At 50.9% G+C, this 21,031-nt stretch carries 23 protein-coding genes, 1 other RNA gene and 1 pseudogene; 22 read left to right on the forward strand and 3 right to left on the reverse strand.

Features of this window, described 5'->3' with window-relative positions; translation table 11 throughout:
• Nucleotides 1-214 precede the first annotated feature (214 nt).
• From ACFQW4_RS11600 to ACFQW4_RS11615, 4 genes are all read left to right on the forward strand, one after another.
• Complete coding sequence (locus ACFQW4_RS11600) at nucleotides 215-550, forward strand: phage holin, lambda family (protein ID WP_293792636.1); 336 nt, start codon at nucleotides 215-217, stop codon at nucleotides 548-550.
• Nucleotides 537-956: a structural protein gene (locus tag ACFQW4_RS11605; protein ID WP_377725471.1), complete on the forward strand. Its 420-nt coding sequence runs from the start codon at nucleotides 537-539 to the stop codon at nucleotides 954-956. The genes ACFQW4_RS11600 and ACFQW4_RS11605 overlap by 14 nt, the downstream gene beginning before the upstream one ends.
• Before the next feature lie 460 nt (nucleotides 957-1,416).
• A complete protein-coding gene (locus ACFQW4_RS11610) occupies nucleotides 1,417-1,902 on the forward strand; it encodes a DUF3757 domain-containing protein (RefSeq protein WP_377725473.1) in 486 nt (161 codons plus the stop codon).
• Between the two features lie 39 nt (nucleotides 1,903-1,941).
• Nucleotides 1,942-2,328, forward strand: a complete 387-nt coding sequence (locus ACFQW4_RS11615; protein ID WP_377725474.1) for a hypothetical protein — start codon at nucleotides 1,942-1,944, stop codon at nucleotides 2,326-2,328.
• A gap of 40 nt (nucleotides 2,329-2,368) precedes the next feature.
• Here ACFQW4_RS11615 and ACFQW4_RS11620 read toward each other — a convergent pair whose 3' ends face one another.
• Nucleotides 2,369-2,557, reverse strand: a complete 189-nt coding sequence (locus ACFQW4_RS11620) for a hypothetical protein (RefSeq protein WP_377725476.1) — start codon at nucleotides 2,555-2,557, stop codon at nucleotides 2,369-2,371.
• Between the two features lie 154 nt (nucleotides 2,558-2,711).
• Between ACFQW4_RS11620 and ACFQW4_RS11625 the strand changes: the two genes are divergently transcribed.
• From ACFQW4_RS11625 to ACFQW4_RS11710, 18 genes and pseudogenes are all read left to right on the forward strand, one after another.
• Nucleotides 2,712-3,224: a DUF1441 family protein gene (locus ACFQW4_RS11625; protein WP_377725478.1), complete on the forward strand. Its 513-nt coding sequence runs from the start codon at nucleotides 2,712-2,714 to the stop codon at nucleotides 3,222-3,224.
• Complete coding sequence (locus ACFQW4_RS11630) at nucleotides 3,221-5,320, forward strand: phage terminase large subunit family protein (RefSeq protein ID WP_277977030.1); 2,100 nt, start codon at nucleotides 3,221-3,223, stop codon at nucleotides 5,318-5,320. The genes ACFQW4_RS11625 and ACFQW4_RS11630 overlap by 4 nt, the downstream gene beginning before the upstream one ends.
• Nucleotides 5,317-5,529 (forward strand): hypothetical protein, encoded by a 213-nt coding sequence (locus ACFQW4_RS11635; RefSeq protein ID WP_210507479.1) that lies wholly within the window; start codon nucleotides 5,317-5,319, stop codon nucleotides 5,527-5,529. Before ACFQW4_RS11630 ends, ACFQW4_RS11635 begins: the two co-directional genes overlap by 4 nt.
• Nucleotides 5,529-7,031 carry a phage portal protein gene (locus tag ACFQW4_RS11640; RefSeq protein ID WP_277977031.1) on the forward strand — a complete coding sequence of 501 codons (1,503 nt, stop codon included), beginning with the start codon at nucleotides 5,529-5,531 and terminating at the stop codon, nucleotides 7,029-7,031. Before ACFQW4_RS11635 ends, ACFQW4_RS11640 begins: the two co-directional genes overlap by 1 nt.
• The gene (locus ACFQW4_RS11645; protein WP_377725480.1) at nucleotides 6,973-8,970 is read left to right on the forward strand and encodes a ClpP-like prohead protease/major capsid protein fusion protein; all 1,998 of its coding nucleotides are present in this window, start codon (nucleotides 6,973-6,975) and stop codon (nucleotides 8,968-8,970) included. Before ACFQW4_RS11640 ends, ACFQW4_RS11645 begins: the two co-directional genes overlap by 59 nt.
• Before the next feature lie 85 nt (nucleotides 8,971-9,055).
• On the forward strand, nucleotides 9,056-9,379 hold the full coding sequence (locus tag ACFQW4_RS11650) for a DUF2190 family protein (RefSeq protein ID WP_277977032.1): 324 nt from the start codon (nucleotides 9,056-9,058) through the stop codon (nucleotides 9,377-9,379).
• The gene (locus tag ACFQW4_RS11655; RefSeq protein ID WP_277977033.1) at nucleotides 9,372-9,668 is read left to right on the forward strand and encodes a DNA breaking-rejoining protein; all 297 of its coding nucleotides are present in this window, start codon (nucleotides 9,372-9,374) and stop codon (nucleotides 9,666-9,668) included. Before ACFQW4_RS11650 ends, ACFQW4_RS11655 begins: the two co-directional genes overlap by 8 nt.
• Nucleotides 9,655-10,218: a phage tail protein gene (locus ACFQW4_RS11660; protein ID WP_210507468.1), complete on the forward strand. Its 564-nt coding sequence runs from the start codon at nucleotides 9,655-9,657 to the stop codon at nucleotides 10,216-10,218. The genes ACFQW4_RS11655 and ACFQW4_RS11660 overlap by 14 nt, the downstream gene beginning before the upstream one ends.
• On the forward strand, nucleotides 10,215-10,613 hold the full coding sequence (locus tag ACFQW4_RS11665) for a phage minor tail U family protein (protein WP_210507466.1): 399 nt from the start codon (nucleotides 10,215-10,217) through the stop codon (nucleotides 10,611-10,613). Before ACFQW4_RS11660 ends, ACFQW4_RS11665 begins: the two co-directional genes overlap by 4 nt.
• Before the next feature lie 9 nt (nucleotides 10,614-10,622).
• Nucleotides 10,623-11,084: pseudogene (locus ACFQW4_RS11670) on the forward strand (phage tail tube protein); the annotation flags it as partial.
• A gap of 62 nt (nucleotides 11,085-11,146) precedes the next feature.
• Nucleotides 11,147-11,545, forward strand: coding sequence for a phage minor tail protein domain-containing protein (locus tag ACFQW4_RS11675; RefSeq protein ID WP_377725482.1), 399 nt, complete (start codon nucleotides 11,147-11,149; stop codon nucleotides 11,543-11,545).
• Nucleotides 11,546-11,595: 50 nt separating this feature from the next.
• Entirely contained in the window at nucleotides 11,596-11,859 is a 264-nt protein-coding gene (locus tag ACFQW4_RS11680; protein ID WP_275242229.1) for a phage tail assembly protein T, read from the forward strand.
• On the forward strand, nucleotides 11,840-14,407 hold the full coding sequence (locus ACFQW4_RS11685; RefSeq protein ID WP_377725485.1) for a phage tail tape measure protein: 2,568 nt from the start codon (nucleotides 11,840-11,842) through the stop codon (nucleotides 14,405-14,407). Before ACFQW4_RS11680 ends, ACFQW4_RS11685 begins: the two co-directional genes overlap by 20 nt.
• Entirely contained in the window at nucleotides 14,407-14,736 is a 330-nt protein-coding gene (locus tag ACFQW4_RS11690) for a phage tail protein (RefSeq protein ID WP_210507577.1), read from the forward strand. The genes ACFQW4_RS11685 and ACFQW4_RS11690 overlap by 1 nt, the downstream gene beginning before the upstream one ends.
• Nucleotides 14,737-14,746: 10 nt before the next feature.
• Nucleotides 14,747-15,445 carry a phage minor tail protein L gene (locus ACFQW4_RS11695; protein ID WP_210507456.1) on the forward strand — a complete coding sequence of 233 codons (699 nt, stop codon included), beginning with the start codon at nucleotides 14,747-14,749 and terminating at the stop codon, nucleotides 15,443-15,445.
• A complete protein-coding gene (locus tag ACFQW4_RS11700; protein WP_277977037.1) occupies nucleotides 15,442-15,801 on the forward strand; it encodes a C40 family peptidase in 360 nt (119 codons plus the stop codon). The genes ACFQW4_RS11695 and ACFQW4_RS11700 overlap by 4 nt, the downstream gene beginning before the upstream one ends.
• Nucleotides 15,758-16,447 (forward strand): tail assembly protein, encoded by a 690-nt coding sequence (locus ACFQW4_RS11705; RefSeq protein ID WP_277977038.1) that lies wholly within the window; start codon nucleotides 15,758-15,760, stop codon nucleotides 16,445-16,447. The genes ACFQW4_RS11700 and ACFQW4_RS11705 overlap by 44 nt, the downstream gene beginning before the upstream one ends.
• A 43-nt stretch (nucleotides 16,448-16,490) precedes the next feature.
• Nucleotides 16,491-19,907 (forward strand): phage tail protein, encoded by a 3,417-nt coding sequence (locus ACFQW4_RS11710; protein ID WP_377725488.1) that lies wholly within the window; start codon nucleotides 16,491-16,493, stop codon nucleotides 19,905-19,907.
• 174 nt (nucleotides 19,908-20,081) lie between these two features.
• On the opposite strand, the gene ssrA is transcribed toward ACFQW4_RS11710, so the two are convergent.
• Nucleotides 20,082-20,444, reverse strand: a transfer-messenger RNA (tmRNA) gene (ssrA, locus tag ACFQW4_RS11715).
• A gap of 44 nt (nucleotides 20,445-20,488) precedes the next feature.
• Nucleotides 20,489-20,971: an SsrA-binding protein SmpB gene (gene smpB / locus ACFQW4_RS11720; protein ID WP_007886141.1), complete on the reverse strand. Its 483-nt coding sequence runs from the start codon at nucleotides 20,969-20,971 to the stop codon at nucleotides 20,489-20,491.
• Nucleotides 20,972-21,031 lie beyond the last annotated feature (60 nt).

Here is a 21,031-nt window from a genome sequence, read left to right on the forward strand (position 1 = left end):
ATTCCACCTCCATGTGATGAGTTAGCGAAACTGCACATTATCAAATGGTGTAAATAGCATCTAGTCAAAAGCCTGACTTTTATTCATTTCATCAAATGTTTTTAAGGCACCAATATTTGGTGGCTCATCAGTATTAGGCCTGTCATCCCACTCATTTTCATTACTGCCTGAAAGAAATATTCCCCATGTCTGGGGAGAATTACTGGGGAAAACGATGCAAACCAATCCAAGTGGCTGGCCAGACTTGCAAGAACTGGTACAAAGCTGGTGGCGGGGTGAAACGCCCATGGGAGCGATTATTTTAGCGATGGCCATGGCTGTATTGCGAATTGCCTATACGGGGGGAGGCTGGAGGCGAATGATCCTTGAAGGCTTACTGTGTGGTGCCCTGACTTTAACCGTGGCTTCCGGTCTGGCTTATATAGAATGGCCTCGTACGGCAACCATTGCGATAGGAGGGGCGGTCGGCTTTATTGGCGTAGATTCCCTTCGCGCCTTTGCCCTGCGTTTTATCGGCAATCGTATTGGAGAGAAAAATGACAACGAGTGATGCACGGGGTGTACGCAATAATAATCCGGGCAACATACGATGGCGTGATAAGTGGATGGGGCTTGTTCCTGAGCAGCAGCGAACAGATACAGCTTTCTGCCAGTTTGTCAGCCCGGAGTACGGCATTCGGGCCATGATGATTATCCTGCACCACTATCAGATTAAGCACGGCCTCAATACGATCGCAGACATCATTCAGCGCTGGGCACCGCCAGAAGAAAATGACACTCAGGCCTACATAAATAGCGTGGTCAAAGTGACCGGCATTACTGCACACAAGCCAATCAACGTAACGGACAGCTCGACGATGTCGAAACTTGTCCAGGCCATTATTGTTCACGAAAACGGATATCAGCCATACGATGCTTCAGTGCTTCAAAGGGCAGAGAAACTGGCACATGAGTAATCTGCGATATCACTTCTTGTGGTTCATTTTCCTGGCGATGGGCTTATCTGGCCTACCAGCGAGTGCAGCACTATGACGTAGATAGTCTCAGACATAGCTATATATAACGAAGCCCCGGGGTGCTGGAACACCCCGGGGCTTCTGCTTTCCAGCGTTACACAACTAACGAGGAACATAGGTGAACTATAAACGAATTCTGTTGAGGTTAACTATGAAAAATGGTCTCGAACTGGAGGCACCAGAAAACCCTGAAATAACTCAAGCGGCTGCCTTCGCAATTCGTCTTATATCGATCGCAATTTTTATATGGGCTATACGCTGGTGGTGAAGTGAACAAGGGTCTGTACAGAGTGATCTTTATCTTAATCGTTATATACGGCTGGGATATAGCTCTCTGGATATGCGGGTTTATTCCGTGCTTTTACGCAGCAAAAATTTATCAACCTAAGAGGAAATACAGATGAAGAAATATAATTTGGTTTTCATTTTTGCCGCTTTGTTTGCCTGCAGCGCATTCTCACTCACTAAACGACCTTCAGTTTTCCCACCGTCCGTTGTCATGAACTGCCCAGCACCTGAAAGTATCCATTATGAAAATGGGCTGTTCAGCGCCCCCGTTACTTTACTTGGTTGGGAAGGCCAATGGGTTTCTCAAAAACATGAGAAGTCTGAAGTTAAATCTTTCGTGTCTACGCTGTTTTTCGCCCGTGGCGGAGCGAAAGAAGGGGTATTGGTGAATTGTACTTACTTACTCAGTTCGGACGAAGAGATTGACCTGACCTGGGAACCCAAAAATCGCAAACATAATTTGGTCAATCTGATTGTGTCAATTGAAGGGTATCAGGGCTGGCATAAAGAGAGCGACGTAGCCGGCATTCAGGGGTATGAGTGTACGGGGGCGGCTCAGGAGTGTCGTTTCACACCAGTACGAGTCGCTGATAACTGAGGTCACCGAATATCTTAGTTTTGATATCTCGGAGGTTATTTGAAAATTTCAGTTATGTGTGGGCTTCTAATGGTTGCTCTCTCTTTGGGCTGGATTGCAGATCATTATCATTCAGAGCTGCTACTAGCGGAAAAGGCAGAACATGAAGCCAGGAAAGAACTACAGCGAAATCAGTCAGCCCTGCATAACGCAATTGCAGCTGTAGTGTTATTTCATGATATTGCCCGCATCACTCAGGACAACAGGCTATGCAATTTTGCCGAAAGTGAGATGCGCGTTGTACGTATCAGGAAAGAGCTGCGTGAAGATAGCTTTGCTCATCAGCCTGTTCCTGCCGTTGCTGCTGACCAGCTGCGCGCGCACAGAGAGAGAATTCGTGCCCACTCCCGTGGTACCAATACCACCAGAATTGCTGGTGGGCTGTGAAGTCCCTGCTATTCCTGAGCACATGACTTACGGTGACAGCCTAGAGTTGAATGAAAAGCTTCTCACTGTCATTGAAAACTGCAACCTGGATAAGGCTGCCATCAGAGATATTGAGCAAAGTCGGAATGCCAATTAGCTGCTCCTCTTCTGAATCGCGGGTCCTCCCGACGGGGTGCCCCATCCACGAGGCGGCGGCCCCGCAGAAAACGGCTAATTTTGTAATTTTCATAGGGACACCACCACGTGTCGTAACTATTTGAATATAAGAGTTAAATCGGCTTATGAGCTGTCCATTTCGCCAAAGGCAGGGACAGGTGGGTAGCGACTAATTACATGATACTAAAAGGGAAATCCGTGAATGAGCTGGTGTGTTGAGGTGAGGAATGTCAGACATCAGCAGAATTGGGGATGCCTATAACTGGAGTATTGCGAAAATTGCTGAAGCTTTCGGCATAGATCGTAAGACGGTCAGAAAGAAAATCATGATCGCTAAGGTTGCATCCGCCGGGAACATTCGTGGAAATCCGGTCTATGCCCTTAAGGACATCGGTCCTGTTCTCTTTACCCCTGAGGAAGCAACCACACCTGAAACACTTCATGATCCCTCCCGCATGGATCCTAAATCCCGTAAGGACTGGTTTCAGTCTGAGAATGAGCGCGTAAAGCTTGAGGCGGCGCTCAGCCAGCTCGTCCCTGCTAATGAAGTACATCGCGAAATGGCCATGATGGCGAAGTCTGTTTTACAGGTACTGGATACATGGCCTGACAGGCTGGAGCGCGATCGGGGGTGGTCTCCCCATCAGATTTCCGAAGTAAAAAGCATTGTTGATGAAATTCGAGAATCGCTGGCTACAAAGATCCGCAGTGCAGATATCGTCGAAGAGAGTGATTTATGACATACGCTTCAGCAGCTGACATAAGTAAGGACGTATCCGAACTATTTAAAGCTCCGCATCGAATGCCAGTAGCTGATGCGGTTAAACGCTACATGCGCGTGCCTATGGGCGGCGGCAGTTCACTACCCTGGGATGCGACGCTGACGCCCTATATTGTCGAACCCATGAATTGCCTGACGTCGCGCAATTTTGACGCGGTGGTTTTTGTCGGTCCTGCGCGGACAGGGAAAACGCTGGGTCTGATTGATGGCTGGATAACGTATTCTGTGGTCTGTGATCCAGCAGATTTTCTCCTGATACAGATGACAGAAGAGAAGGCGCGCGAACATTCTAAGAAACGCCTTGAACGCACTTTTCGCTGCAGCCCAGAGCTTCATAGCCGTCTCAGCCCACGCGCCAGCGATAATAATGTGCATGACCGGACTTTTCGCGCTGGCAACTACCTAAAAATTGGCTGGCCATCCGTCAGCATAATGTCCTCATCAGATTATCGATATGTTGCACTTACTGACTACGATCGCTGGCCCGACGATATAGGCGGTGAGGGCGATGGTTTTTCCCTGGCGTCCAAACGCACCACCACCTTTATGTCAGGTGGTATGACGCTGGTGGAAAGTTCACCCGGCCGAGATATCTGCGATACAAAATGGAAGGCCTCAACGCCACATGAAGCACCGCCTTCAACCGGCATCCTTTCTTTATATAACCGTGGTGATCGCCGCCGCTGGTACTGGCCCTGTCCACATTGCAGTGAATATTTTCAGCCGGAAATGGCCAATATGACTAACTATCGCGATCATGCTGATCCTGTACAGGCTAGTGAAGCGGTACGTCTACAGTGCCCGGCCTGTAAAGGGCTGATTGCCCCGGAGATGAAGCGAGAGCTGAACATCCGAGGGATCTGGTTGAGGGACGGTGAAGCCATTGATCGGGATGGGAAACTACGCGGAGAAGGGCGTCATTCCCGTATTGCATCCTTCTGGATGGAAGGACCTGCCGCGGCCTATCAGACATGGGCACAGCTGGTTTTTAAATACCTCTCTGCCGAACAGGAGTATCAGGCCACGGGCAGCGAAGAAACGCTCAAAGCCGTCATCAATACGGATTTCGGACGACCTTATCTGCCTCGCACTGCAATTGATCAGCGCAAAGGTGAGCAGCTTGAGCTGCGCGCAGAAGAAATACCTAAGCGTGCGGTGGCGGATGGCGTGAGATTTCTGGTCGCAACCGTGGACGTGCAGGGCGGTCGCAATCGTCGTTTCGTCGTGCAGGTCACGGGTTACGGCAGTATGGGAGAGCGATGGGTGGTGGATCGCTACAACATCAGGCATTCACTCCGATGTGATGGTAGTGGTGAGTGTCTGCCTGTTGATCCTGCCAGTTACCCTGAGGACTGGGATTTGCTTTTGAGCGATGTTTTAACCAAGTCCTGGGTTATGGCTCATGATCCTGCAAAACGGATGTCACTGATGGCAATGGCCGTTGATTCCGGTGGTGAGGATGGTGTCACCGATAATGCCTATCGATTTTGGCGTAAATGTCGTCGTGATGGTCACGGTAAGCGTGTTTATCTTTTTAAAGGTGACAGCCACCTACGCGACAAACTTATTACACGAACATGGCCAGATAACACAGGACGCTCGGCTCGCCGTGCTAAAGCTGCAGGAGATGTTCCGCTTTATTTGCTGCAAACCAATGCGCTAAAAGACCGGGTAAATAATGCACTTTGCCGTGAATCACCCGGACCTAATTACATTCATTTTCCAGCATGGCTTGGGAGCTGGTTTTACGACGAGCTGACTTACGAAGAACGTGCGGTCAATGGCAAATGGCAGAAACCCGGTCGGGGCGCTAACGAAGGGTTTGATCTACTTGTCTATGCCGAGGCGCTGGTGATTCTACATGGCTACGAGAAAATCAAATGGCCGCATGCTCCCGAATGGGCCCGGCAGGAGACATGGATAACTAAGGAATACGTTAGTGCCATGCCTTCAAATGATCCTCATTCTGCAACATCTCCTGAGTCCGCTGTCACGCAAAAGAAGCGTGCAACTCAAGAAAACAATCCCTGGATAACATCAGGAGGGTGGCTATGAACCAGAGTGATATTGAAATCATGATCCGTCATTACACGGATGCTGAAGTTGCCGTTCTTGCGGGGAAAGTCGTCACGCTTAATGGTCAGTCCATGACAATGGAAAATCTTTCAGGCATTCGTGAGGGACGTAAAGAGTGGGAGCGCCGGCTGGCGAATCATCTTAAACAGTGCCGTGGTCAGGCCAGCTATCGCATAGCGAGGTTCTGATGTCGTTCATCGATAATGCAATAGGTGTGTTTTCACCGTCCTGGAAGGCCGCCCGATTGCGGGCACGTATTCAGATTCGCGCTTATGAAGCGGCTTTACCCACCCGCACCCATAAGGCTAAGCGTGAAAGCCGGTCGGCTAATCAAATGATTCAGGCTGGCGCAATATCCCTGCGCCATCAGGCGCGATCGCTCGATGCAAATCACGATCTGGTTATCGGTATTTTTGACAAACTTGAAGAGCGAATCATTGGTGCCAAAGGCATCATCGTAGAGCCTCATCCGCTTTTGAAAGATGGCTGTGTGGCAACGGATTTTGTCAAAGCCATTCGGAAGAAATGGGCTGAGTGGTCGCTCTGTCCAGACGTGACAGGGGAATATTCACGCCCCGTGCTGGAACGTCTGATGTTAAGAACCTGGCTGAGAGACGGAGAGGTGTTTGCTCAGTTAGTGAGTGGCAACAGCGCAGGCTTAAATGCCGGAGGCGGGGTGCCTTTCTGGCTTGAAGCCCTGGAGCCTGACTTTGTGACGATGAATTCAGATCCCGCTGTTGGGCTCATTCAGGGTGTTTACCTAAGTGACTGGGGCAAACCGAAAAGATATCAGGTATATAAAAACCTCCCCATCAGTGGATTGCTGTCTGAGACCAAAGAGGTTTCAGCAGAAGCCATGCTTCATCTTAAATTCACCAGGCGCCTGCATCAGGTCAGAGGCAATTCCATTTTGTCCGGGGTTTTAATGCGCCTGAGTTCACTTAAAGATTATGAAGAAAGCGAGTTAGTGGCAGCCCGCATTGCTGCAGCTCTCGGAATGTATATCAAAAAGGGGGATGGTCAGGACTATTCAGAAAGTGTGAACGACGTTAATGAGCGTGAACTCACCATCCAGCCCGGCATGCTGTATGACGATCTACGTCAGGGTGAAGAAATTGGCATGATCAAATCAGACCGCCCCAATGCCAACCTTGAATCATTTCGAAATGGCCAGCTGAGAGCGGTGGCTGCTGGGGCGCGGCTCAGCTTTTCAAGTACAGCACGAAACTACAACGGTACTTATAGCGCGCAGCGCCAGGAGCTGGTGGAGTCTACTGATGGTTACCTCATTCTGCAGGACTGTTTTATTGCTGCGGTAACCCGCCCGACCTTTCGCGCATGGCTTAAACAGGCGGTTGCCGCAGGCGTAATTAAACCTCCTTCTGATATCGATATGTCCACGCTTTACGATGCCGTTTACTCTGGACCCACCATGCCCTGGATCGATCCTGTTAAGGAGGCGACAGCGTGGAAGATTCAGATTCGGGGAGGGGCTGCAACAGAATCCGACTGGGTGCGTGCATGTGGAAAAAATCCAGATGAAGTGAAGCGTCGGCGCAAAGCAGAAGTAGATGAAAACGCTAAAGAAAGACTGGTGTATGACACCGATCCGGCCAATGACAAAGGAGTTAATGGTGACAGAAAAAACGATGACAGCCCCGCACCTGCAAGCCCGATCGAACAGGACTGAATCCTGGTTCAGGATGAAGGCGCAAACGGGCGAAAACGCAGACATTTATATCTACGACGAAATTGGATTTTATGGGGTAACAGCTAAGCAGTTCGTGAGTGATTTACAGGCGTTGGGAGAAGTAAAACATATCAATCTTCACATCAATTCGCCCGGCGGCAGCATCTTCGAGGGCATCGCTATCTTTAATGCTCTCAAATATCACCCGGCCTCCATCACAGTTCATATTGATGGTGTTGCCGCTTCAATGGCATCGGTCATCGCCATGGTGGGTAATACGGTCATTATGCCAGCTAACAGTTTCATGATGATCCATAAACCGTGGGTGGTGGCAGGCGGTGATGCGGATGACATGCGAGATTATGCCGACCTGCTTGATCAGACTGAGGCCGTACTCATTCCCGCTTATACATCAAAAACCGGCCTTGATCCTGAAGTGATAGCGGGAATGTTAAAAGAAGAGACCTGGATGGATGGGGCCCAATGTGTCGCGCTGGGCTTTGCTGACCAATTGGTGTCCGCCGTTCAGGCAATGGCGCGTATCGATTCAAAACGTATTGAGGAGTTTGAAAAAATGCCAGAAAGTCTTCGTAACATGCTTATGCATCCACAAAACAGCCTCCCCCGTGAGCCATCATTGCCTCAGCGTCCGGAGATTGAATCGGCAATTCGTGAGCAGATTTTTGAGGAACAGCGTATTCGTGCTTGTGCACTTACCGACTTGTTCGGGATGTTTGGCGAAAAGTATCAGGTTTTACAGGCGGAATGCATCGCCGATCCAGCCTGCACGCTTGAGCTGGCCCGTGAAAAGCTGTTAACCGAAATGGGCAAACACAGCACACCTTCCAACAAATTTTCAGCATCGCACATCTATGCTGGTAACGGTAATTTCACCGGGGATGGCATCCGGCAGGCCATCATGGCGCGTGCTGGTTATGAAGTGCATCAGCCTGACAACCCCTACAATGCTATGACCCTGCGCGAACATGCTCGCCTGTCGCTGACTGAGCGAGGCTTCGGTGTGGCAAGTTATAATCCGGTACAAATGGTCGGTCTGGCCTTTACGCACAGCACATCCGATTTCGGTGACATCATGCTGGATGTTTCCTACAAATCTATTCTTCAGGGCTGGGAAGAATCGCCTGAGACGTTTGGAGAATGGACCAAAAAGGGGCAGCTATCCGATTTCAAAATTGCGCACCGTGTGGGACTGGGTGGTTTTCCTTCCCTGCGTCAGGTTCGCGAGGGGGCGGAATACAAATACGTCACGACGTCTGATAAGCAGGCCACGATTGCACTGGCAACCTACGGTGAACTGTTTAGTATCACCCGTCAGGCCATTATCAATGATGATTTAAGCATGCTGACTGACGTACCTATGAAACTCGGCCGAGCGGCAAAAGCGACTGTTGCAGATCTTGTTTACGCGATTCTGACTACGAACCCGACGCTTTCCACCGATAACGTGCCGCTGTTTGACAAGGCTCGCCATATCAACGTGCTGGAAAAAGCGGTGATGGATGTTAACTCACTGGATAAGGCTCGTCAGATGATGCGCCGTCAGAAAGAGGGCGATCGCCATCTGAATATTCGTCCGGCGTTCGTTTTGGTGCCGACCGTAATGGAGTCCACGGCAAGTCAGGTCATCCGCTCTACGTCTGTGAAAGGTGCCGACATCAACGCGGGCATCATCAATCCGGTGCAGAACTTCGCGACGGTCATTGCAGAGCCACGTCTGGATGATGCCAGCCAGAGCACGTTCTATCTTGCAGCGGCGCAGGGTTCTGACACCATTGAAGTTGCCTATCTGAACGGTGTCGATACCCCGTTCATTGACCAGATTGAAGGTTTCACCGCCGATGGCATCACCACAAAAGTCCGTATTGATGCTGGCGTTGCGCCGGTCGATCATCGTGGTCTGGTGCAGTGCGTCGCTTAAAGCGCCCTTAAAAATTTCCGAATGCCCGAAAGGGCTTTTTTTATGCCTAAAATCCGGTCGTAAGGGACCGGTCAGGAGATGAACCATGGCAAAAAATTATCTGCAGGATGGTAAAACGCTCACTTTTATTGCTGATGTGCGCTACCAAAGCGGTGACATGGTGCGACTAAAGGATCGCATCGTCATTGCTGTTACTGATATTGATAAAGGTGAGGTGGGAACGGGCCTGACCGAAGGGGTTTTCACGCTACCGAAAAAACCTGATGTGAGCATCGTTCAGGGAAGTCGTGTCTGTATGATTGACAATCTCATCGACAATATCAGTGATGTCAACAAAGATTCAATTGGGATTGCATGGGAGAGTTCAGCCTCTGGCGCTTCACGAATTGCAGTTAAGCTTCATGGCTGACCTGTTTTCCCGCCTTACATTTCAAATGGACAACGTCACAGCCCAGCGCTTTGGGCGGCCAGTGGTCATCAACAATCAGCACATGTATGCCACAGAGCAGGCATTTACGGCTGATTTAGGGCCACTTTCAGGTGACGGCCTTTCTCTGATCATATTCAACACGACATATCAGCCGTATCGAAATGACCGGGTGGAGTGGCAGGGGAGGGTCTGGCGGGTTGAGCGGTGGCATACCTACAACAACAAGCCACAAATATGGCTTGAGGAGGCACTGGATGCAGGGCCTTAAGCAGGCAATCAATAATCTAAATGAACTGGGAACAAACCTGGTACCGAAAGCCACCACCCAGGCGGTGAACCGGGTTGCACGTCGGGTCATCTCGCGTAGTACACGTTTAGTCGCAAAAGAGACAGGCGTATCCCAGAAGCTGATCAGACAACGCGCGCGAATAAGGCTGGCAACATCTTCGCGTGACTCACTGGCAGCCCGGCTGATAATCAATCGTGGCAATCTTCCTGCTATCAACCTGGGTACAGCACGATTCCAGCTATCACGCCGTAACAATATGACGAGCCGTCGAGGTAGCGTACTGAAAATTGGCCGTTTCACTTTTCGTCATGCATTTATTCAGCAGTTGGCCAATGGGCGCTGGCATGTGATGCAGCGAACGGGGCGTGGACGTTACCCACTTCAGGTGGTCAAAATTCCGTTATCTGCACCGCTGACAAAAGCCTATCAGGAAGAGACTCATCATCTTGTCGAAGCCGATTTGCCGCGAGAGCTGGTGGCAGCACTCAGGCAACAGGTCAGGTTATATCTGAACAGGACGATACGATGAGAAAACATTCTCTTATCAGGCGCACGCTCCGGGATGCGCTTCAGGCCCAGTTGAACGGGGCGGTTATCCATGATGGCCGCCCCGTTTTTATTGACGAAAAAGAACTGCCCGCAGTAGCGGTGTATCTGACTGACGCCCGTTACACCGGACATTATCTTGATGCCGAAACCTGGCAGGCCACGCTGCATTTTGAAGTGTTCTTGAAAGCATCCCATCCGGATACTGCCCTGGATGACTGGATGGAAAACAACGTACTACCTGCTTTGGGAGACGTTCCTGGCATTTCATCCGTTATTGAAACCATGACTCCACAGGGCTTTGAGTGGCAGCGGGATAATGAAATGGCGAGCTGGGGCTCTGCTGATCTGACCTACCTCATTACTTACCAGATGTAAGGAGTATTTATGGCCACACCTGACCCACTTGCGCCAGTAAAAGGCGCGGGAACCACCTTACTGATTTATACCGGCAGCGGAGATGCTACAGCGAAACCGCTGGATGACACTGGCTGGATTAGTCTGGCGAAAATCCGCGAGCTGCAGCCAGGTGAGATCAGCGCCGACAGTTATGACGATACCTGGCTAGATGATCCCGATGCCGACTGGAAAGCCACTGCACAGGGTGAAAAGTCAGCGGGTGAAGCCAGTATTACTCTCGCATGGAAGCCGGGCGAAAAAGGCCAAAAAGATTTGCTGGCCTGGTTTCACAGCGGTGAGGTTCGCTATTACAAAATTCGCTATCCAAATGGCACCGTTGACCTCTTCAAAGGCTGGGTCAGCAGTCTGGGCAAAACCATTCCGGCTAAAGAAGTGATCACCCGCACAATCAAAGTGACGAACAGCGGCCGCCCGGTGCTGGCAGAAGAAATTAATTCTTCTCCCAAGGCTGATTCTGTCTCTGAAGAAAATCAACCATCGAGGTAACCCCAATGTTTCTGGAAAAAACAGTTGTTGAATTTGGCTATGATCAGATTGAACTGTCTGAGCTGACCGCGTTGCAGCGTGCAGAATACTTTGAGCGTATTGCCGACCTTTTGGCGGATGGCAATGAAAATACTACGGATGCAGCTAAAGGCGCTGCGCTGGTTCGGCTCAACACCGAATTGAATGCCTGGCTTGTGTCCCGATCGCTCTGGAATTGCCATCGTGAGGCGAACTTAGGCGAATTATATCAGCAGATTTTATCTGACTGGCCTGAAAAGGCGCTTACGCTTGCGGCGCAAACGGTGATAACACTCAGCGATCTCGGTGTCGATGAGAGGGTTAAAGGTCAGGAAGAAAACGAGACAGGGGGAGAAACAGGAGTAAAGCCGGTGGAGGAGAACTGATTTTTATTATGCACCTCGCTCATGAATTTCGGCGACCAGACTGGCACAGAATGTTAAGTGAGATGACGTCTTCAGAGCTGGCTCAATGGAAACGTTATTTTACGAGTACTCCTTTCAGCCACCAACTTCTGGACGCAGAGTTTTCTGCACTCAACAGTACGATCGTCTCGCTGGTGGCCGGAGAGTGTGGGCTGAGTGCTGAGGATTTCAGCCTACTGGACCGTACTGACACAGGTAAAACAATGACGGATGACATGCTGATGTCTGTTGCGGAATCTATGGGAGGAGAGCGTTATGTCCCAACAGATCGCTGATTTAGTCATTAATCTCGGTGCTGACACGGCTAGTTTCCATCAACAAATGGGACGGGTGGAGCGTCAGTTAAAGGAAACGGGGCGAAATGCCGACCGCTCTACGCAGCGAGTCACACATCTGACGCGTTCAGAGATCGTGGCAGAACAAGCAAAAGCTCGGTTTATCAAACAGCTCAAAGCGGAGTTGGCCACGCAGCGTTTGTCCCGTGAAGAACTTCTCAGGACGCGCGCAGCCCAGCTTGGTTTGAATGACGCCGCAGATGTTTATATCCGTAAGCTCGAGTCTGCCCGCAAGGGCACCCATTCACTTGGCCTTGAAAGCGCGGCCGCCCGTCGGGAACTGGGCGTCCTGCTCGGTGAGGTTGCTCGGGGAAATTTTGGGGCACTGCGTGGATCGGGCATTACGCTCGCCAATAATGCCGGATGGATAGAAAAACTGATGACGCTGCGTGGTCTTGGCATGGCGGGCGTTATCGGCGGTATTGCTGCTGCAGTCTGGGGGATGAGTAAGGCCTGGTATCTGGGCAGTCAGGAAGCGGAGACCTTCAATCAAAAGCTGATCCTGACTGGCCGTTACGCCGCCAGAACCACGTCAGATTTGCAGACGATGGCGCGCACGCTGGCAAAAGAGGGTCTGACACAACATGAGGCGTCGTCTGTGCTGGCAGACGTTGCCGGGACAGGATTATTTTCCGGGCAGCGGCTCAGGCAGGTCTCTGACATTGCATTGAGGTTAAAGACAGCCACCGGTCAGGCTGTAGAGGAAACAGTCCGGCAGTTTTCCCGGTTACAAGGGACCCCTTTAGAAGCCATTCGCGAACTGGACAACTCACTGCACTTCCTGACTAAGTCTGAGCTGGAACATATCACTATGCTGGCAGAGCAGGGGCGTGAGTCAGATGCTGCGGCACTGGCAATGGACCGATATGCCGAAGCCATGCGCACCCGAAGTGATGAGATCAATCAGAATCTGGGGGCGCTTGAAAGCACCTGGAAATGGCTTGGTGAAACCGCATCAGGCACCTGGGATGCCATGCTGGGGGTCGGTCGAAAGAAGTCTTTGGAAGATCAGATTGCTGCATTACGCAACAAAATCAGCAGCGGTGGAATACAGTTGGGCAAGGCCTGGCTTCCGGTGACACAGGAGGATAAAGACACGCTTTCACGTCTTGAAGAGGAAAAATTTCAGCACGATCTGAGGGCTGCCCGGGCAAAAACTGACGGGGATGAAGAAACCCGCAAAAAGCGCCAGTTTGATGCGGATCTGGCACTGAAAAAACAATATGAAACCTCAGAGGAAAAACATCAGCGAACCCTTTTACAGATCCGCCATTCCTGGGCGTCCCAGCAGGTAAAAGACGCTTCCATTCTCCGGGAGAACTTACGCTATCAGAAGCTCAGAGCTCATCATCAGCTTAATAAGCCTTCCTCCGGTGCATTAGCTGAAGATAAAGCGAAGGCAGAGGTGCTGGCGCTGCAGGCACAGCTTCAGGCGCTGAAACAGCATGCTGAAGCCGGTAAAACGGTCAGTCAACAGCGTAAGGCGCTCTGGCTGGCCGAGTCAAAATATCTGGTTCTGGAAGAACGCGCGCATAAAAGGGCGCTCTCTCATGATGAAAAATCCCTGCTTAGCGCCAAAGCTGGCGTACTGCTTCAACATGAGAAGCTTGCATCACTGGGAGACGAGATCCAGCTTCTGGAACGTATCAACCAGCTTCACCTCCAGTCGGCGAAGTTCAGTGAGCAACAGGCTGCCCGGCGGGCAGAGATTGAGGCTCTGGAGCGCGGCATATCCACACGTGATGCGCAGCGTTTGACCATGATGGCTCATCTCGGGGCCACCTATTCATCTGATCTGGATACCCTCTCATCAGTACTTGCGGAGCAACGTAAAACCTGGGATGCAGAAGATAAGCTGCGTTCTGACTGGCTCGCCGGGGCGAAGGGTGCCTGGGCTGATTACCGCGATACAGCGGTGGATGCGAACAGTCAGATCCGACAGGCATCTTCTAAAGCACTGGAAGGACTTAGCGTTCAACTGACGTCTTTCCTGACCGACGGTCAGGCGGGATTCAGAGCGTTTACCCGCTCTGTACTGAGTATGCTCACCCAGATTCTTGTCAAAATGGCGCTGGTTAAAGGCGTGGATTTTTTCTCAGGATTATTAAAGCTGCACGGTGTGTCATTTCATGCCAAGGGTAGCGTTGTTCATTCTCCCGCATTGCAGCGGTTTAATGGGAGCGTAGTGAATAAACCCACGCTCTTCGCGTTTGCTCATGGGGCTGGCGTTATGGGTGAGGCCGGGCCCGAGGGTATATTTCCTTTGCGACGAGGGGCTGACGGGAAGCTCGGTGTGGTGGCAAAAGTGATGGGGGCTGGCATGAAATACGCACCCACTTACCACGTCACCATCCACAACGATGGCCATCATGGTCAGCTCGGTCCGGAGGCCGCAAGAATGATGTATGAGCTCGGGCGTCAGGGGGCAAAAGACTTTTTCATGCAGCAGCAGCGTGACGGGGGAATGATGAGCGGAGGCCGGGGGTGATGGATACCTTTCACTGGAAAGTCAGGCCAGGTATGAGATCGGAGCAGAAGCCCCGTACCCGGGTTATTCAGTTTGGTGACGGATATGAACAACGCTGTGCCGACGGGCTTAACGTGCTCCTCCGTCGCTATACCGTGATGCTGTCTGGTCCACATGCTGCTATGCAGAGTGTGGATGATTTTCTTGTCCGTCACCGGGGCGTGACGGCATTTTTATGGCAGCCTCCGGGACAAGCAGCTGTCAGTGCTTACGTTTGCCGTAACTGGTCAACGGTCAGGCTTGCTCGTAGGACTGAAATTTCCGGTGAATTTGAACAGGTTGTGGCATGAGGGTATTTGTATGCAAAACATACTTCCGGACACTTTAAATGAACTCACGCGCACTGAACTGGCGGGATTGATTGACCTCTGGGAGCTGGACCTGGCCCACTTCGGCGGCAAGCGCTACTTATTCTGTAATGAGAAGAACGCTCGGGGGAAAGCGGTGGTGTGGCAAAAACGACGATATCGTCCCTATCCCGTACGTATCGAAGATTGTGAAATGCGGGGCCGTGGTGCAGCTGCGCGGCCTGCCCTGGTTGTATCAAACCTTTATGGCGTTGTGACCGGGCTGGCTGAGGCGCATCAGAGCCTGGTGGGGGGGATTGTTGTCCGGCATAGAGTTAGCCCACGCTTTCTCGATGCGGAAAATTTTACTGGGGGTAATCCTTATGCTGACCCTCAGCAAGAATCGAGGAGCCAGTATGTTATCGAACAACTGGCAGAACTGAATGACGTGATCGCGCGGTTCATTCTCGCGGTGCCGACTGAAACTGATGGGCTATATTGCCCCGGGCGTATCATGCTTGCCGACCTTTGCCCGTGGAAATACCGATCCGATGATTGTGGTTATAAAGGGGCCTTTATGGCTGATGAAGCAGGTAATCCTGTGACAGACATGGCTCATGATCACTGCTCTAAAACGCCTGATGGTTGCCGTCTGAGAAAAAATATCGCCCGTTTCGGCGGTTTCTTATCAATAAATCCCTTTTCCCAGTGACACACAAATTCGTTGTATCTAACGTACCCGGTTATCTCTCCGAGTCGATATTGGCACATGCTGAAGCCTGTAGACCTCAGGAGTGCTGCGGTCTGGTCATCCGTACACACCAACACTGTCGCTATATTCCCTGCACAAACTTTGCCGCCAGTCCTTGCCAGAACTTCGTTATCTCTCCGGAAGACTTCCTGCATGCGACGACAAATGGAGAAATTCTGGCACTGGTCCATAGCCATCCTGAAGGACCCAGTTCACTGAGCGAGGCAGATAAAACGACTCAAAGGCTCAGCAACTGTGACTGGTGGCTGGTTTGTGAAGACACCATTCATTGTTTTGGAATTGAAGATGACGATTAAAAATAAATACTCTCCTGATAAATCCGGTGCTGTGCGTATCCGCCTGTATGGCAATCTTGCCCGTTTTGGTCAGCGTATTGACCTGCACGTCAGTACTGCAGCAGAAGCGCTGCATGCAATGGTGATGCAGTCCGGTGAGTTCAGGCGGCAGTTCAGTGAAGGGCTTTATCAGGTGCGTATCGCTGGCAACGATCTGAATACGGACAGTCTACATGCCCGCCTGCATGAAAAGCTCCATGCCGGGGCCGTTGTTCATCTGGTTCCCAGGCTTCAGGGGGCCTCACGGGGGGGATTGCTTCAGCTTTTTGCGGGTGCCGCGCTCATCGCCGCCTCATTCATACCCGGCCTGAATGCGTTCGCCTGGACAGTCGGTGCGACAACGCTTTCACTCAGCGGGGCGGCGTTCTCGCTGGGGGCCAGCCTGATGCTTGGCGGGGCAGCGCAGCTGCTTGCCCCCCGGCCCCACAGTAGCGACGGTAAAAAGAAATCGAGTACCTGGTTTTCTGGCATGGATAACATGACAGCACAGGGCGAGTCTGTTCCCGTATTGTACGGTGAACTGAGAATAGGTTCTCGAGTGATTTCTCAGGATATTGCCACCAACGATACCAGCAGTGGCGGCAAAGTGATTGTCATTGAGCAATAAATCAGTCTCGTAAATTCAGTTTATAACCAGACGGAAAAAAGTTATGGGCATATTTCATCATCATGCATACACGCCTCGAGACAACCCTGACAATCTCCGTTCCTCTCAATTGTTATCTGTCATAGACGTTGTAAGCGAGGGGCCGGTTGAGGGGCTGGTTGGCGGTTTGAAAAGCGTATTGGTTAATGGCACATCCGTTTTAGCACCAGATGGTAAGGTCAATGTTCATGGCGTCAGCATGGGATTTAACGTTGGAACTGTTGATCAGTCATCAATGAAAGGATTTGAATCTACAAGTAAAGAAACCCTCATTAATGCAGACATTACTAAAAAGAGTGATGTCACCCGCACGTTATCGGCGAAAAACATTGACCGTTTACGTATAACGCTGGGTGTTCGCCAGCTGTTCTCCATTAATAAAAAAGGCGAAACGGAGGATGCATCCGTTACCCTACAAATCCTGATAAAGGAAGGTGCAGAGTATAAAGTTTATAAAAAGATAAAGGTTACAGGCCGTACACATGAACCCTTTGCATTTTCTGTCACGCTTGAGAATTTACCAGCTGGCTCATTTGACGTCAGAGTCGAACGTTTAACGCCCGATAGTGAAAATACTCGCCTGCTCAATAAGACATTCTGGTCCGGCTATACCGAAATAACCGATATTCAACAATGCTTCCCCAACACGGCTGTTATTGGCTTAAAAATTGATTCTGAAAGATCTGGCAATCAGCAGGCACAACGTAACTATCACCTGCGTGGTCGCATTGTAAAAGTGCCTTCGAATTACGATCCGGTTAATCGGGTATATAAAAAAGGCATCTGGGACGGTGAGTTCAGGGAGGCATGGACGGATAATCCGGCATGGTGTCTGTATGACTTACTGACCCATCCCCGCTACGGTTTGTTTAAAAACTCTGCCATCGCATACGTTGATAAGTGGTCACTTTATAACATTGGGCGCTATTGCGATGAGAGTGTGAAAGATGGTTTTGGCGGAGAAGAACCTCGTATCCGTTGCAATGCCTGGCTCACCGAGCAGAGAAAAGCGTTTGATGTCATCAGAGACTTCTGCGGCATGATGCGCTGTATGCCGGTCTGGAATGGTCAGCAGCTGACATTTATTCAGGATGCCCCTTCCAAAACCATCTGGACATACACAAATGCGAATGTTGCAGGCGGCCAGTTCCACTACAGCTTCAGCGCCCTTAAAGATCGCCATAACGCCGTTGAGGTTCGTTTTATCGACCCTCTAAACAACTGGCAACCCACCATCGAACTGGTAGAAGATCATGATGCCATCACGCGGTATGGCCGCAATCTGCTTAAAATTGATGCCTTCGGCTGCACAAGTCGTGGGCAGGCGCATCGCACCGGATTATGGATAATTCAGACTGAAATACTTGAGACCCAGACCGTCGATTTTTGTGTGGGTGCGGAGGGGTTGCGCCATATTCCCGGTGATATCTTTGAAGTCTGTGATAACGATTATGCCGGTACGGCTTTGGGCGGGCGGATCCTTGCTGTCAGTCCTGAGAAAAAACAGGTCACACTCGACCGGACCGTGACTATACCCAATGAGGGGACGGTTACGATGAATCTTATAGACAGCACTGGCATGCCTCAAAAGGTTATCGTGACAGGACAGTCAGAGCCCAATTGCGTTGCTGTGGCTGATTTGCCAGATGGCATAGCACCAATGAGTGTCTGGGGGCTTAAATTACCAGCATTGCGTCAGCGTCTTTTTCGCTGCATCGCGATACGTGAAAGCGATAATGGCGGATACGCTGTTACCGCACTTCAGCACAGTCCTGATAAAGCAGCCCGCGTGGACGAGGGCAGGCACTTTGACGAGCCGCCAGCCAGCGAACGCGCCACGTTGCCACCGGCGGTTCAGCATCTCTGCGTGACGTTCAACGTGGAGGGTGGAAACATTACCGCCAGGGCCCGGTGGGAGTTGCTGCGAACTGTCGCCAGCGCCCATTTCGAAATCAGAGTGACCCGCGGAAATAACGATACCGGGCAGATCGTGACGGGCCAGAGACTGGATAAGCCAGAATGCATATTTACTTTTCCCGGCCCCGGGTGCTATTGCGTCACCGTTTGTTCAGTGAACGCTGTTGGACAGAGAAGCGATCCGGTTTCGGTGCTGGTGGGGGTGAAAGCTCCCGATTCACCTGTTCAGATTGACGTCACCCCGGGATATTTTCAGGTCACGCTTGTTCCCCACCAGCACATTTATGAAGCAGCAATCCGGTTTGAATTCTGGTTCTCCACTGTCCGGCTTAGGGACCCGCAGCAAGCAGACTCTGACGCGCAATATCTCGGGGAAGGAACCAGCTGGATTAAAGATGGACTTAAGCCCGGTACAGAATCATGGTTTTATATCCGTAGCGTCAACGCCATCGGTAAATCACCTTTTATCGAAAAATCTGCTCGCCCCAGCGATAAAGCCGAAGACTATCTGAATTTTTATAAGGGCAAAATCACCCAATCCCATCTGGGCGATGATTTACTGAAACACATGACTGAGTTGCAGGAGGGAACGGCGAAGATAGAGGATATTCATAAAAGCTGGAAGGATACAGAAGGGCGCCTGAACTCGCAGTGGTCCGTAAAGCTGCAGCAATTGAAAAATGGTCAATACTGCATGGCCGGGTTTGGGATGGGAATTGAGGAAAAACCAGAGGGAATGCAAAGCCAGATCCTGATGGCTGCCGATCGCTTAGCATTCGTTAACCCGGGTAACGGAAATACCGTCCCAGCGCTGGTGATCGAACATGATGAGATTTACTTTCGAGAAGCTCTTATTAAACACCTGCGCGCGGTGAGTGTGACCAGCAGTGGATCACCACCATCTTTCAGTCTTACACCAGAAGGGGAACTGACTGCTAAAAAAGCCAACATCAGTGGCACTGTATATGCCATGTCAGGCGAGCTTGAGAAGGTTCGCATCAGAGAAAACTGCATCATAGAAGGTGTGCTGGATGCGAGCCAGATTACAGGTGATATTTATAACGTTCAGTCCGGTGGCGTAACACTGCCTAAGAAAGGTTTCTTCAGCTGGTCAGACAAAGCGGGAGAACATGTTTTGTTCAGGATAGTCGGCGAATCGTTTGATCGCATACTGGAATCAAATCTGACCCTGACCGCCGAGTGCATAAAAAACCGACAGGAATTCAGACTGATAATCCGTCATCACAGAGGACCTGTTACTCATGAGGATTGTGTGCTTGATTATGCTGACACCGGAAATAAAGGTAAATCGCCAGGTATGAGTTACAGATTGAATGGCATTAGTTTGCCTGCAATCGGGCGCTCACGTGTCCATGAGCTCATTATGATTATCAACAATAGTGGACGTCACGGTGGAGTCATCTGTAAGGCACCGCCTGGAGAACTGCCAAAATTCACGGCCTATCGTGCAGGAAAAACATTCGTTTCCGATGGTGAAAGGTGAGTAAGTAAGCCGCGCAGTAAACAAAAAAGCCTGCTTTCGCAGGCCTTCTGTCGCTCAAGAGCCAGGGCTCTTTTGCGTATCTTTCATTGTCTGGTTTCAGGCTGGTTCCTGTCCAGACTCAGTAGCTAACGCTTTGACTTTCCAGTCAGTGTCCTGCCACTGTACAACCTTTTTTGGTGGAGCTGGCGGGAGTTGAACCCGCGTCCGAAATTACTACACCGTCGGCACTACATGCTTAGTCAGTCTTTACATTCGCCGGCCAGCTGCGGACAGACACGCCACTGACAAACTAGCCTGATTAGATTTAGTGCTTCAACCCCAGGCAAGGCATCCACACGATCTCTTTTGGGTTTGACCTCTCTTGATCCCCGTCTTAAGAGCGGAAGCTAGGGAGAGAGGGCTTCAAAGCAGGTTATTAAGCTGCTAAAGCGTAGTTTTCGTCGTTTGCGACTATTTTTTTGCGGCTTTTTACGAGGCAAACCGCCCCTCGGCATGCTCCTAAGGCTTCACAATCCCGTCGAGTCCAGAATCAGCCCCAAGAAATTTCAATACTACAGACAAGCGACGCCAAAATCCAGCGCTTAACGCTTTGAATTCTTCATAATGCGCGCTTTGTCCATCTTCCATTCGCGCTCTTTCACGTCGTCACGCTTGTCGTGCTCTTTCTTACCGCGCGCCACACCGATTTTCAGTTTGGCCCAGGCATTTTTCCAGTACATCGACAGCGCAACCACGGTAAAACCTTCGCGGTTGACGCGACCGTACAGCGAATCGAGTTCGCGTTGTTTCAGCAGCAGCTTGCGGCTTCGCGTGGGATCACACACCACATGCGTCGAAGCAACCGCCAGCGGCTGGAAAGTAGAGCCGAACAGGTAAGCTTCACCATCGCGCAACAGAATGTAGCTATCGCTGATGTTAGCCTTACCGGCACGGAGTGATTTGACTTCCCATCCTTGCAACGACATACCCGCCTCGAACTCTTCTTCAATGAAGTATTCATGACGTGCGCGTTTATTGAGGGCAATAGTGGCTGAACCGGGTTTGTTAACTTTTTTCTTTGTCATAGTGCGGCGTAGTCTACATCACTCAGTTTATGGGCGCATCCCCTGTCCTGCAGGGCGGTA

The organism is Pantoea sp. GCM10028869 (assembly GCF_042666835.1).
GTDB classification, from domain to species: Bacteria; Pseudomonadota; Gammaproteobacteria; order Enterobacterales; family Enterobacteriaceae; genus Pantoea; species Pantoea leporis.

Coding starts and splice junctions, on each gene's coding strand:
- ACFQW4_RS11600 (WP_293792636.1), top strand. CDS start 215: ATGCAAACCAATCCAAGTGGCTGGCCAGACTTGCAAGAACTGGTACAA.
- ACFQW4_RS11605 (WP_377725471.1), top strand. CDS start 537: ATGACAACGAGTGATGCACGGGGTGTACGCAATAATAATCCGGGCAAC.
- ACFQW4_RS11610 (WP_377725473.1), top strand. CDS start 1,417: ATGAAGAAATATAATTTGGTTTTCATTTTTGCCGCTTTGTTTGCCTGC.
- ACFQW4_RS11620 (WP_377725476.1), bottom strand. CDS start 2,557: ATGAAAATTACAAAATTAGCCGTTTTCTGCGGGGCCGCCGCCTCGTGG.
- ACFQW4_RS11625 (WP_377725478.1), top strand. CDS start 2,712: ATGTCAGACATCAGCAGAATTGGGGATGCCTATAACTGGAGTATTGCG.
- ACFQW4_RS11630 (WP_277977030.1), top strand. CDS start 3,221: ATGACATACGCTTCAGCAGCTGACATAAGTAAGGACGTATCCGAACTA.
- ACFQW4_RS11635 (WP_210507479.1), top strand. CDS start 5,317: ATGAACCAGAGTGATATTGAAATCATGATCCGTCATTACACGGATGCT.
- ACFQW4_RS11640 (WP_277977031.1), top strand. CDS start 5,529: ATGTCGTTCATCGATAATGCAATAGGTGTGTTTTCACCGTCCTGGAAG.
- ACFQW4_RS11645 (WP_377725480.1), top strand. CDS start 6,973: ATGGTGACAGAAAAAACGATGACAGCCCCGCACCTGCAAGCCCGATCG.
- ACFQW4_RS11650 (WP_277977032.1), top strand. CDS start 9,056: ATGGCAAAAAATTATCTGCAGGATGGTAAAACGCTCACTTTTATTGCT.
- ACFQW4_RS11655 (WP_277977033.1), top strand. CDS start 9,372: ATGGCTGACCTGTTTTCCCGCCTTACATTTCAAATGGACAACGTCACA.
- ACFQW4_RS11660 (WP_210507468.1), top strand. CDS start 9,655: ATGCAGGGCCTTAAGCAGGCAATCAATAATCTAAATGAACTGGGAACA.
- ACFQW4_RS11665 (WP_210507466.1), top strand. CDS start 10,215: ATGAGAAAACATTCTCTTATCAGGCGCACGCTCCGGGATGCGCTTCAG.
- ACFQW4_RS11675 (WP_377725482.1), top strand. CDS start 11,147: ATGTTTCTGGAAAAAACAGTTGTTGAATTTGGCTATGATCAGATTGAA.
- ACFQW4_RS11680 (WP_275242229.1), top strand. CDS start 11,596: ATGTTAAGTGAGATGACGTCTTCAGAGCTGGCTCAATGGAAACGTTAT.
- ACFQW4_RS11685 (WP_377725485.1), top strand. CDS start 11,840: ATGTCCCAACAGATCGCTGATTTAGTCATTAATCTCGGTGCTGACACG.
- ACFQW4_RS11690 (WP_210507577.1), top strand. CDS start 14,407: ATGGATACCTTTCACTGGAAAGTCAGGCCAGGTATGAGATCGGAGCAG.
- ACFQW4_RS11695 (WP_210507456.1), top strand. CDS start 14,747: ATGCAAAACATACTTCCGGACACTTTAAATGAACTCACGCGCACTGAA.
- ACFQW4_RS11710 (WP_377725488.1), top strand. CDS start 16,491: ATGGGCATATTTCATCATCATGCATACACGCCTCGAGACAACCCTGAC.
- smpB (WP_007886141.1), bottom strand. CDS start 20,971: ATGACAAAGAAAAAAGTTAACAAACCCGGTTCAGCCACTATTGCCCTC.